Raw genomic sequence first — 12,657 nt, 5'->3', positions numbered from 1 at the left:
AATAAACAAGCGATGGCACAGCAGCACAATGAAACCGAGCAGATTGCCTCAGCAATGAATGAAATGACGGCAACAGCCAAGGATGTGGCCGCCAATGCCGAACAAGCGGCTGCGGCCACAACCAATGCCGAGCAGATCACTAAAGCGGGTAATGCGGAGATCTCCGGAGCGTTAGTCTTGGTGAGCGAATTGAGTAATGAGGCCAATAGTTCTGCCAACGCCATGTCGGAGTTAGCCACCCAAACCGAAGGGATCAGTAAAATCATGGAAGTGATTAAAACCGTGGCTCAGCAGACTAATTTGTTAGCACTTAATGCTGCCATTGAAGCCGCGCGTGCCGGAGAAGCAGGACGTGGCTTTGCCGTAGTGGCTGATGAAGTTCGCAATCTGGCCCAGCGCACGCAGCAGTCCACGCTCGAAATTGAGGGTCTGATCCAGACGTTACAACAGGGTTCACAGGCAGCATTAGTAAAAATGCAGCGCAGTCAGGAGATTGCCAGCCAGAATGCTCAAAATGCCTCGGGTTTAGGCAAGCTGTTTGCCAATATTGCAGACTCAGTCACCATAGTGCAGCAAATGAATCAGTAAATCGCTACCGCATCTGAGCAACAAAGCATTGTTTATGAAGAGATTAATCGACATATTAGCCAAGTGAATGACATTGCTGTGCAAACCGCAATGTCCTCTAATGAAACGGCTGCAGCGACTGAAAGGCTGGCGGCACTAGGTGTGCAATTAAAGCAATCAATTGCCGGGTTTAAACTGAATTAAGTCGTCGACTTTTAGCCGCCATAACAGGGTGGGGCCTTCCGCTCCACCATGCTTCCAATCATCACTAGAGCTAATTAGACCGCGGATAATCACAGCAAATATATGGCACTAATAATCAAAACCTGGTTGAGCTTTTACGCCATGATCAAAGGCGTGCCTGACATTACGAATTTCACTAATGGTATCGGCCAGCGCTAACAGCTGTCGATGACAATTACGGCCAGTGACAATCACATGCTGCAGAGGCGGCCGATTTTTCAATGCGTTCAACACTCGTTGCAAATCCAGATAGTGGAAGCTCAGCATGTAAGTGAGCTCGTCCAGCAGCAGCACGTCTATTGCTGGATCTTTTAACCACTGTTCAGCAACGGCCCAGGCTTTTTCTGCGGCGACAGTGTCACTGGCACGGTTTTGGGTATCCCAGGTAAATCCGGTTGCCATAACCTCAAAGCGAACACCGGCATTTTCCAGTAATTTACGTTCGCCGCAGTCCCAGTTGCCCTTGATAAACTGCACCACTGCCGCATTCTTACCATGCCCCACAGCACGTGCGACAGTGCCAAACCCCGAGGTGGACTTACCTTTACCATCACCGGTCACTACCAACAAAATACCTTTTTCTTCGGTAGCGGCGGCGACTCTGGCATCCACAGCTTGCTTGAGTTTCTGCTGTCGCGCCTGGTGGCGGGCATTGTCATCACGTTGGTCTGTCACAACATTGTCCTGAAAATTGGGTTAACTACGGGTGGCGGCATTCCAGCCAGCCAGCACAATAATGTAGACCAACACCTCTGCCAACTGTTGCCCGGCGCCTAAGGTATCGCCAGTGTATCCGTCGATTTGATGACGAAACCAACGCGCCAGAATAAACCGCAGTAACACTAACCCCACCAGTAACGGGATGAGTTGGCCGCGCGAAAACAACAGTGTCACAAGCAGACCTGTGACCAACAGAAAACTTAGCTCATTGACACTTTGACGCTGTACCGGGTGACGGCTGAGCCCCTCTTCATGCACACAGGTTTCACCGAAAATCAGGCTGGCGGCGGTAACGCGGCTAAGCGTATGCCCGAGCACTAACGCCAAAGCGGTCAGTGTTGGATCGTACAATGCCAGTTCCATCAACAGCTCAAATTTGAGCAATAACGCCAGCACCAACGCCAGTACGCCATAACTGCCAAGGCGTCTTTCTTTCATCATTTGCAGTTTCTGTCCGGCTGAATCACCAGCACCAAAACTATCGGCGGTTACGGCCAGCCCGTGCTCATCAAAACCACCGGTAAGCCAGACACTGGTGATCATCGACAGCACAATCGCTACTGACAAAGGCAAATAGATCGAAAGCAGCCACAACACCAGTGCTGACAAACCTCCCACCAAGGTTCCCACCAGCCCATAATAACGGCTGGCGCGGTTGATGGTTTCATTGTCAGGACTGATGCGTCGCAGTAAAGGAATACGGGTAAAAAAGCCAACGGCAATGACAAACAGCCGCAGCTGCTCTAGCCAGAAAGCCCATTTGCCCATTAATTTGCTCCGGAATCGTTGCCTTGAGCAGCGTCAACACCGTCGACGGCCGCCATTTCATTGTAAAAGTTCACCGCAGAGTGCAGCAGCGGCATCGCCAACGCAGCCCCAGAACCTTCACCCAGACGCAAATTCAGATGCAACATGGGATGAGCATCCAGACGTGCCAACAGTTGTTTGTGACCATAAACGGCTGATTGATGAGCAAAAATCAGATACTCACGCACTCCAGGAGCCAGTTTAACCGCCGCCAGTGCAGCCACAGATGAAGTGAAGCCATCCACTACGACAGGAACACCGAATTCGGCAGCCGCCAGCATCGCACCGGTCATCTGTACGATCTCGAACCCGCCGAGACATGCCAACACACGCACCGGATCAGTCAGATTGGAGTAATGCAGCTGCAATGCGCGTTCAACGATCATACGTTTGTGTTTCAGGGCATCTTCATCAATACCTGAGCCACGGCCGGTACATTCAGCAACCGGAATGCCAGTCAGCGCCGCCATCACCGCAGAGGCGGAAGTGGTGTTACCAATACCGATTTCACCGACAGCCAGCATATTACTGCCATCATAGATATGGCGCTTCACCAGCTCCTTCGCCATTTTGAAACCTTCAAATACGGTTTCAATGGACATGGCTTCTTCCTGATGGATAGGCTTAGTGGCATCCCCCAGACGCTGGTTGACCACCTGTGGCAGGTCCAACTGATGGCGAGTACCACAGTCAATCACTTCCAGATCCAGACCATTCTGACGGCAGAACACATTGATTGCAGCGCCGCCTTTAACAAAATTCTCGATCATTTCGGCGGTCAGTTCACTGTCGCCGACGGAAACGCCAAAGTCAGCAACACCATGGTCTGCAGCAAATACCAACATCACTGGTTTTTTAATCGCCAGCTTATCTTCGGGAGATTTAAATTGAATGCGGGCGAGCTTTAACGCCACTTCTTCCAACTTGCCAAGAGAACCACGTAACTTAGTTTTATGGTGTATCCGTGATTTGATGGCTTCATCAAATGAGTGATTAACGGGAGTTACCGAATACATAATAAATAAACCTTTATCCTGATTAATACTGCCTGCGCCGATGCAGAACAGCCAAGAAAAACACACTGCCGATTGCCGATGTAATAATACCGACCGGTAGTTCCTGGGTAGGTAACAGACTGCGCGCAAGCACATCCACCCACACCATAAATAATCCGCCTGCGAGCGCGGTCAGCATCATGGGATGCCTACCAGGCAACAGCAAACGCAGCAAGTGAGGTACCATCAACCCCACAAAACCTATACCGCCACACTGCGCCACCAGTGTTGCCGTTATCAGTGAGCACAATAACAGCATTCCCAGGCGTAACTTCATCACCCTAACCCCCAAGGTGTGAGCGGTCTCATCGCCGCCAAGTATCGCCAGGATCTGCCGCTGGTACCCTAATATAAGCACCAGTGCCACGACCACCACTAGTGCCGGCATGCCTAAACTGCTCCAATCCGCCCGGGCAAAACTCCCCAGCGTCCAAAACAGTAGCGATGCAGTCGCCTGCGGCGTAGAAAAATACAACAATAAACTGGTAAATGCGCCAAACATAAAGGACACCGCCACACCGGACAATAACAGCCGTTCAATCTGACTGTCTGCTCGTGAACCCGCCATCGACAGTACGATTAATACTGACAAGCAGGCACCGACAAATGCCCCTAATGGCAATGACATCCATGCCAGCCAACTACCACCCAACAATGTCAGTGCCAGCACACCACCAAAAGAAGCGCCAGCACTGATCCCAAACAGGTACGGGTCAGCCAATGGATTGCGAGTCACACTTTGCAGCACATAGCCACAAATTGCCAAACCGCTCCCGGCAATAAAGGCCAACAACACCCTTGGTAACCTCAGTTCCCATACAATCCGCAAACTGATATCAGGCACTTGCCCCATGCCCAATATTTTATGGCCCAGTACCCGAGCCACATCCAGCATACTGATATTATCAGCCGCACCGAATGCTGTCGCTGCCAGTGGCGTCACCAGCAGCAATAACAACATACTCAACCAACAGACTTGCAATCGCTTATCCACCGGCGATGGCAAGCGCTCACTTATGGGCATAAGCATTACCCATTTGGCGCTGAGCGACGCCGTTACTACCCGCCATTATCGGCGAATAACCATAAAAATAATGAATGAGTGGTTTCGCTGTCTGTGGATGACGAATAATCTCGCAACAGACACCAAACACTTCACTGAGACGCTGTTCCGTCAATACATTCTCAACCGCGCCGACAGCAACGACTTCGCCTTGATTCAGCAACAACAGTTCATCACACATTGCTGATGCTAAGTTAAGATCGTGAATCGACGCGATGACAGTCACACCCAGGCTTTTAACCAACTCAAGGATCTGGATCTGATATCGGATATCCAGATGATTGGTTGGCTCATCCAACAATAGTAATTTTGGCTTTTGCACTATGGCCCGGGCGATCAGCGCACGCTGCTTTTCACCACCAGACAGATGCTGCAATGCGGCATCGGCCTTATCGCCTAATCCCACCTGCACCAAAGCGGCAGCAATGGCGCTATTATCCTCTGCTGAATCCCGCTCGAAAAGCCTTTTATAAGGGGTCAGACCGGTGGAGACTAACTGCCACACACTCACATCCGCTTGTGGTGGTATCTCCTGCAACACAACCGCAACTTCGCGGGCAAACATTTTCAGTGGCCGGCTAAAAATATCGGTGCCATACAAGCAAATATTACCGGCATCCGGGTGGATATACCGATACAGACATCTCAATAAACTGGACTTACCGGCACCATTAGGACCAATCAATCCCAGCATTTTGCCTGGCATCAAGTTAAAACTGACACCAGAGAGTATCTGTTTGTCTGCTACCGACCAGGAAACATCAACTGCCGTCAGGGCCGGCACCATGGGCCGCCTCCACCAAAAATATCATTACATGTGCAGTAGGCTAACAGTTTAAGACTGTCTGCTGCCAGCAATCAGTGCTGGCAGCAGCACATTTGGGCATTTTTTACAGCTGCCAATGCAGTTTTGGCTGGCATTCCCATTCGCCATCCACTTCATGAGCGTCTACTTCTATCTTCAGCACGGAACCATAAGGCAGTTCCAGACCGTTGAATACACCATTAAGCGGTAATTCGCCTGGATTCAGCATTTCGCTGATCAATGTGCGCATCACGCCACCGTGAGTGATCAAAAGTGCGGTGTGCTGCTCACCATGCAGCAATTCCTGGATTAACGATTCCCAACCGCGGGTTACCCGGCGATACAGTTCTCGCACGGTTTCACCCGCTGGGGGCGTATGGTTTAACGGATCAGCCTGATAGGCGGCAGTGGCCTTCGGATAATCTGCCTGCAGCGACGCATAGGACTTACCGTCCCATTCACCGAAATTCAGCTCCTGCAACCAGTCGGCTGTTTGCAGCGGACTGTCAAAAAATTCCGGCATCTCGCTGGCCAGTCCATCGGCGAACTGGCTACAACGTTGCAGTGGAGAACTCAGCAACAACAATTTACCTTCAGGCAGATGCTCACACAGCTCTCGCCAAGCGTTCCACATTTCTGCCTCACCTTGCTCGCTCAAAGGCGACTCGGTACGGCCTCTTAGAATATCGCCATCGGCGCAGCTGCCGTGACGCATCAGATATACTGTCAATTTTCTGTAGCAGGACATGATGGTTCCTTCGATTTAACTACCCGGGCTAAGGGGCAACAATTTCACCTTGCCGCAGAACGCCGGAATCCTTATTATGGACGTCTATACGTATAAACATCCAAAACAACCCTGTAGTTATTCCGCAGCCATACTATGATGCAAGTTTACTATCATAATCACAGTAATGTGATCTGGATCATAACTCAAATTTAAAAGTTTGTATTTGTTAATTTTTATTTTAGGAACAAGTAATTAAGGCTTCCAATGATTAGCAATTCTGCCATCGCTGCAACACAGCAAATCCACAATGCGCTAACCCAGCGTATTTTGATTATCGACGGTGCAATGGGCACCATGATCCAGAGCTTCAAACTGGAAGAAGCAGATTATCGTGGTGAACGTTTCCGCGACTGGCATTGCGACGTCAAAGGTAACAATGATCTGCTGGTATTAACTCAGCCGCAGATTATTAAGTCTATCCACCGCCAATATCTGGAAGCCGGTGCAGACATCATCGAAACCAACAGTTTCAATGCCACCACCATCGCCATGGCTGATTACGATATGCAGGCGCTGGTGAGCGAAATTAACCAACAAGCGGCCCAACTGGCACGCGAAGCCGCCGACGAAGTCGCTGCGGCTACTGGGATTCCGCGTTATGTCGCCGGGGTTCTAGGTCCCACAAACCGTACTTGTTCCATTAGTCCCGACGTCAACGACCCAGGCTTTCGCAATATTCACTTTGATGCGTTAGTGGCGGCATATGTGCAAGCCACTGAAGCGCTTATCAAAGGCGGCGCGGACATGCTGATGGTCGAAACCATTTTCGATACCCTCAATGCCAAAGCGGCGCTGTTCGCGATTGATGAAGTGTTTGACAAACTTGGTATTCGCTTGCCAGTAATGATTTCCGGCACCATTACCGATGCCTCAGGTCGTACGCTGACAGGCCAGACAACCGAAGCTTTCTACAACTCACTGCGCCACATCAAGCCGTTGTCATTTGGCCTTAACTGCGCGCTTGGACCGAAAGAATTACGCCCTTACGTGGAAGAGCTGGCGCGCATCAGTGAAACCTTTGTTTCCGCACACCCTAATGCCGGTTTACCGAATGAATTTGGCGGTTATGATGAAACGCCGGCGCAGATGGCCGAGGTGATTGGTCAGTGGGCCAAGGAAGGACTGGTTAACTTAGTTGGTGGCTGCTGTGGGACGACTCCGGCTCACATCAAAGCCATCCGTGAGGCCGTCAGTCCATATCAACCGCGACAACTGCCGGAGCTGCCAGTGGCCTGCCGCCTGGCCGGGCTGGAACCGCTGACCATTGACGCCAACAGCTTGTTCGTTAACGTCGGCGAGCGCACCAATGTCACCGGATCAGCCAAATTTCTGCGGCTGATCAAAGAGGGGCAGTTTGAAACTGCACTCGATGTGGCTCGTGAACAGGTAGAAAGCGGTGCACAGATCATCGACGTTAACATGGACGAAGGCATGTTAGACGGCGTGGAGATGATGCAGAAGTTTCTCAACCTCATTGCCTCCGAACCCGACATCAGCAAAGTGCCGGTGATGATCGATTCCTCTAAATGGGAAGTGATTGAAGCCGGATTAAAGTGCATTCAGGGTAAAGGCATCGTCAACTCAATATCACTGAAAGAGGGCGAAGCAACATTCATTGCACATGCGCAGCTGGTAAAACGTTATGGCGCAGCCGCGATCATCATGGCATTCGATGAACAAGGCCAAGCCGATACTCACGCGCGTAAAATCAGTATCTGTACTCGCGCCTACCGTATTTTGGTCGATCAAGTTGGCTTCCCGCCGGAAGATATCATCTTCGACCCGAATATCTTTGCCATTGCGACCGGTATTGAAGAACACGATAACTACGCCGTGGACTTCATCAACGCGGTGAAAGATATCAAGGCCACCTTGCCACACGCGATGGTGTCTGGTGGGGTGTCTAACGTTTCGTTCTCCTTCCGTGGCAATAACCCGGTACGTGAAGCGATTCATGCAGTTTTTCTATATCACGCCATCAAGGCGGGCATGGATATGGGCATTGTCAACGCCGGGCAGCTGGCGATTTATGACGATATCGATCCGATGCTGAAGCAACGCGTCGAAGCGGTAGTGCTGAATCTGCCGTGTCCGGTTGCTGGCTCGAGTAACACCGAACAGCTGCTGGATATTGCCGAAAAATACCGTGGCGGACAAAGCGGTGCCAATAAGCAGGAAGATCAGGCTTGGCGGCACTGGCCAGTAAACAAACGACTGCAACACGCACTGGTTAAAGGGATTACTGAATTTATCGATGAAGACACCGAAGAAGCACGTCTAGCCGCAACTCGCCCGCTCGACGTTATCGAAGGTCCGTTGATGGATGGCATGAATGTGGTCGGCGACTTATTCGGTGCTGGTAAGATGTTCCTGCCACAAGTGGTGAAATCAGCGCGGGTGATGAAAAAAGCGGTCGCCTACCTTAATCCATTTATTGAAGCGGAAAAGGTGCAAGGCTCCAGCAACGGTAAGGTATTGATGGTTACCGTTAAAGGTGATGTGCACGACATCGGTAAAAACATTGTCGGCGTCGTGCTGGCCTGTAACGGCTATGAGGTGATTGACCTGGGTGTCATGGTGCCGGTAGAGCAGATCATCGAAACCGCGCGTAAGGAAAAGGTCGATATCATCGGCATGTCCGGACTTATCACCCCAAGTCTTGATGAGATGGTGCATAATGTGAAAACCTTCGCCCGAGAAGGCCTGACTATTCCGGCGATTATTGGTGGGGCTACCACCTCAAAAATTCACACGGCGGTGAAAATTGCCCCGCACTACCCTCACGGTGCCATCTACATTCCCGATGCTTCCCGCGCAGTGCCAATGGTCAGCAAACTGATCAACGATGACACTCGGGCTAAGACCATTGCCGATATCTATGCCGAATACGATGTGATGCGCGAGAAACGCCTGGCACAGACCAAACGCAAGACATTAGTGCCGCTGCAAGCTGCTCGCGACAACAAAGTACAACACGACTGGCAGGCCAATCCACCGGTGAAGCCACGACAGTTAGGCATTCAGGTATTTGAGGATTATCCATTGGAAGATCTGGTGAGCCGCATTGACTGGACGCCATTCTTCCGCGCCTGGGAATTGCACGGTCACTTCCCGGATATTCTGGACGATATGGTCGTTGGTGAAGAGGCGCGTAAGGTGTATGCCGATGGTAAAGCCATGCTGCGCAAAATCATCGATGAAAAATGGCTCACCGCCAAAGCAGTGTTTGGCTTATTCCCGGCCAATAGCATCAATGATGACGATATCGAGCTGTACGACAGTGAAACGCGTCAGCAAACTTTGCTGACCACACATCACTTACGCATGCAGTTGGAGCGTGTGGGTAACCACAACTTCTGTCTGGCAGATTTTGTCGCGCCAAAAGACACTGGCGTTGCGGACTACATAGGTGCATTTGCAGTCACCGCGGGGCACGGTATCGAAAAACAGTTGGCAAAATTTGACGCTGCCCACGATGACTACAGCGCCATCATGTTGAAATGTCTGGCAGACCGACTGGCAGAAGCCTTTGCTGAACGCTTGCATGAGCGCGTGCGTAAGGAATTTTGGGGCTATGCTGCCGACGAGGATTTCGATAACGACGCGCTTATTCGCGAGAAATACAAAGGCATTCGCCCCGCTCCCGGTTATCCCGCTTGCCCGGATCACACTGAAAAAGGCTTGTTGTGGCAACTGCTGCAACCAGATCAACGCATCGATCTCAGACTGACCGAAAGCTATGCCATGTATCCCACCGCCGCGGTGTCTGGCTGGTATTTTGCCAATCCGCAATCACGCTATTTCGGCATTACCAATATCGGTCGCGATCAAGTAGCGGATTACGCCCAGCGCAAAGGCATGACAGTCGCAGAAGTGGAAAAATGGCTGGCACCCGTGCTCGATTATGACCCTGTGTAATAGTGGTTGGCAGAATTATTCTTCACTCTGGTAAGAAACCAAGAAAACACCATATCTGTGCTTTCTTGGTTTCTATCAAACGGTCATACAATCAAATTTCCAGACATTCGTATAACGCCAGGTTAATATTAAACTCGGGCAAAACAGCGACCATCTGAGCCATCACCAGCAACTGTGATATTAATTGTCCGCATAGTCTGAGATTGTTTCAGAAAAAGGGCCTGAAACATAATTGAAATTAGATTGTTCAGTAGAATGACCAGTTTACATAGGTGATTTCATCAAAATTAACTTGTTTAAAAACGTCCGCATATTCCACTGTATTCGCTGCCATATATATCAAAAAATACTATGACATGCAGTTCGTAATAGCGCCACATTTACCCACCCTTACATGAATGATATTATTATATATATCAATTATTTATTTTATAATTCAGCTGAACGCGACTCGTTGATGCTACTGCTTCACCATTAACAAACTTAGGTGCGTATCGCCACTGCTCCAGCGCTTTTATGCTGGTGGCTTCAAACGCTTTACTACCTTCCCATTGCAAGACTTTCGGATCTTTGACAAAACCGTTCTCATCAATAGTAAATTCCAGTTGCACCCAACCGCTTTGCCCCCTTTTAGCAACAGATTGTGGGTATTGAGGTGCGACTCTAAAAATCGGCGTTTGCTCTTGATTATCTTGCCACGGTGTCATACGGCCGATCGCTTGGCAATGCTCTGTCGCTTTATCAGGACTATTTTGTTGCTGATAAAGCCTAACTAACATCGCATGAGCCGAAAGTGCATAGGGATGAGAATACTGCAATGCTGAAAACTGCTGAACCACATCCAGAAATAGTGGTTCAGCCATTGTATAATCCTTTTCTATCAAGTGTATTTTGGCAACTTCATATTCAGTTTCAACACGACTAATAGCATCTACCGCTAGTTTATCTTTATATACCTCATAAGCTTCAAATGCATAATCACGAACCCTACGGGTGTATACCCTTGAACCGTAAAGGTCATGAAACGCTACCATCTTGACGTCAGCAATTAACAATTGATCTTTACTTTCCTCAGCAATATCAATTGCATCTCGAAATACAGTGTCAGCAGTAACCGCTTTTTTTTCGGTTTTTGCCATACCCAGTAAAGCATCAACTAACTTTACCGAATCGTCACCATAATGTTGTTGGTAGATTTTTAGCGCTTGTTGATACAAGACATTTGCTTGCTTGCGCCTATCATCGTCAGGGTCAAATGATCGAAGTGAGTGATGGCTCAATGCTTGAGCCCAATTCATCGTCAGCGCTGCGAAATCAAGGCTGTCTTTAGCATAAACAGCTCGACCTAACTTATACACTTGCTCTGCAGTTGTCAGGATCTGCTGGTTATCCTGCGACTGAACTGCGGATTTATATGCTTCATAGGCAGCATGAAATTGATTGTCATCAGCCCATACCGACGAAGACATCGCAACTAATGCTACCAATAAACTACAGTGAAGTGCTTTTCTGGAAAAAAAAGATAGGGGGTTCTGAAACAACAATGCATCAATGCGATCTTGCACGGCTATATCCTTATAATAACAACCTCAGTACAAACTAACTGAATAGTTACATTGATTCAATTCGTTGTTGCTTATAACCCCAGATGAGTAGTGATAGGAAGATAAACTATAGACAGGAATACAACGCCAACAAGCCGATGATGACAGCGGCAATACTCAGTACCAACACCATCGCCGCCAGCATATCTTTGACATGTTTTATTTGAGGATGGATCTGGGGATGCAGGTGATCAATCAACGCTTCTAGAGACGAGTTAATCAATTCCGCCGCCCACACCAACGCAATACAAAGACTGATTAATGCCCACCAGATAGCTGCCGGTTGTGCCCAGGCGAATACCCATATCGCCAACAGCGCCGCAACCAAGTGACGGCGCATATTATGTTCCTGCTTTACCGCATAGATAAAACCACTAAGGGCATATCCTAACTTTCTGATGAAAGACTGATTTTTCACTCAGCATTCCAGTTAACAAACGTGATGCTCTTAGAATGCCATATGCAGATTCAGACCGATACTCCCCGCATCCGAATATGCTGAAACTTGCACGCCATGATAAGGCTCGGTGAAATAACGCGCATTCAGATAGCCAATTAACGCCCCAGCCAGCACATCTTTGGTGTAATGCTTGTCGCTATCGACCCGACTCCAACCGACATAGGTCGCCGCGGCATAGAAAGGTAGCGACGTTTTCCAACCATAACGCTGCTGTACATAAGTCGCGGCGGAAAATGTCAGTGATGTATGGCCAGAGGGGAAACTGTCATTGCCGCTGCCATCCGGGCGACGTTCATGAATGGCGTATTTCAATAATTCAGTAGTTACCAAGGTACTTCCGAGAGACCAGTACAGTTGGTGCTGACCTTCACTATCTTCTTTCCATTGGCTCAATCCCCAGGCCATGGCGGGGATCAGTACCAAGCCAACATCACTGGAGGTTTCAACGGTACTTTTTGCCTGAGTATTGAAGCTGAAGAGTAATACGCCACACAGCAGAGAAGCTTTTAGCATTGACAGGGATTTCATCGCTTTCCTTGTTATAGAGTAGAAACGGCACCGCCAAAATCTTCCATCGCGGCACCTAGATCAGGAGTGTCACACTAGGCGGGAAAAATTAAGTGAT

General features: G+C 49.4%; 11 protein-coding genes. 2 read left to right on the top strand and 9 right to left on the bottom strand.

The window, feature by feature from the left end; genetic code table 11:
- The first annotated feature begins 12 nt into the window (after window positions 1–12).
- Window positions 13–588 (top strand): methyl-accepting chemotaxis protein, encoded by a 576-nt coding sequence (locus KDN34_RS02785; protein WP_212595422.1) that lies wholly within the window; start codon window positions 13–15, stop codon window positions 586–588.
- A 291-nt stretch (window positions 589–879) separates the two neighbouring features.
- On the opposite strand, the gene cobO is transcribed toward KDN34_RS02785, so the two are convergent.
- The 6 genes from cobO to KDN34_RS02755 all read right to left on the bottom strand — a co-directional run bounded on the left by cobO (window position 880) and on the right by KDN34_RS02755 (window position 6,008).
- Window positions 880–1,485, bottom strand: a complete 606-nt coding sequence (cobO, locus tag KDN34_RS02780) for a cob(I)yrinic acid a,c-diamide adenosyltransferase (RefSeq protein ID WP_212595421.1) — start codon at window positions 1,483–1,485, stop codon at window positions 880–882.
- 21 nt (window positions 1,486–1,506) lie between these two features.
- Entirely contained in the window at window positions 1,507–2,298 is a 792-nt protein-coding gene (locus tag KDN34_RS02775; protein ID WP_212595420.1) for an adenosylcobinamide-GDP ribazoletransferase, read from the bottom strand.
- Window positions 2,298–3,353, bottom strand: a complete 1,056-nt coding sequence (gene cobT, locus KDN34_RS02770; protein WP_212595419.1) for a nicotinate-nucleotide--dimethylbenzimidazole phosphoribosyltransferase — start codon at window positions 3,351–3,353, stop codon at window positions 2,298–2,300. Before cobT ends, KDN34_RS02775 begins: the two co-directional genes overlap by 1 nt.
- 22 nt (window positions 3,354–3,375) lie before the next feature.
- The gene (locus KDN34_RS02765; protein ID WP_212595418.1) at window positions 3,376–4,422 is read right to left on the bottom strand and encodes a FecCD family ABC transporter permease; all 1,047 of its coding nucleotides are present in this window, start codon (window positions 4,420–4,422) and stop codon (window positions 3,376–3,378) included.
- Window positions 4,403–5,242, bottom strand: coding sequence for an ABC transporter ATP-binding protein (locus KDN34_RS02760; RefSeq protein ID WP_212595417.1), 840 nt, complete (start codon window positions 5,240–5,242; stop codon window positions 4,403–4,405). Before KDN34_RS02760 ends, KDN34_RS02765 begins: the two co-directional genes overlap by 20 nt.
- A gap of 103 nt (window positions 5,243–5,345) precedes the next feature.
- Window positions 5,346–6,008 carry a histidine phosphatase family protein gene (locus tag KDN34_RS02755; RefSeq protein WP_212595416.1) on the bottom strand — a complete coding sequence of 221 codons (663 nt, stop codon included), beginning with the start codon at window positions 6,006–6,008 and terminating at the stop codon, window positions 5,346–5,348.
- A gap of 246 nt (window positions 6,009–6,254) precedes the next feature.
- Between KDN34_RS02755 and metH the strand changes: the two genes are divergently transcribed.
- Window positions 6,255–9,968, top strand: coding sequence for a methionine synthase (gene metH, locus KDN34_RS02750; protein WP_212595415.1), 3,714 nt, complete (start codon window positions 6,255–6,257; stop codon window positions 9,966–9,968).
- 416 nt (window positions 9,969–10,384) lie between these two features.
- Here the strand turns inward: metH and KDN34_RS02745 are convergent, their stop codons facing one another.
- The 3 genes from KDN34_RS02745 to KDN34_RS02735 form a co-directional block, all read right to left on the bottom strand.
- Window positions 10,385–11,533: an energy transducer TonB gene (locus KDN34_RS02745; RefSeq protein ID WP_228730400.1), complete on the bottom strand. Its 1,149-nt coding sequence runs from the start codon at window positions 11,531–11,533 to the stop codon at window positions 10,385–10,387.
- A 106-nt stretch (window positions 11,534–11,639) separates the two neighbouring features.
- The gene (locus KDN34_RS02740; RefSeq protein WP_212595414.1) at window positions 11,640–11,990 is read right to left on the bottom strand and encodes a diacylglycerol kinase; all 351 of its coding nucleotides are present in this window, start codon (window positions 11,988–11,990) and stop codon (window positions 11,640–11,642) included.
- Window positions 11,991–12,020: 30 nt separating this feature from the next.
- A complete protein-coding gene (locus tag KDN34_RS02735) occupies window positions 12,021–12,560 on the bottom strand; it encodes a phosphatase PAP2 family protein (protein ID WP_228730399.1) in 540 nt (179 codons plus the stop codon).
- Between the last annotated feature and the right edge of the window lie 97 nt (window positions 12,561–12,657).

This window comes from Shewanella yunxiaonensis, assembly GCF_018223345.1.
GTDB lineage: Bacteria > Pseudomonadota > Gammaproteobacteria > Enterobacterales > Shewanellaceae > Shewanella > Shewanella yunxiaonensis.
The sequence above is the reverse complement of the archived record's forward strand: the minus strand, read 5'-3'. Positions and strand labels throughout refer to the sequence as shown.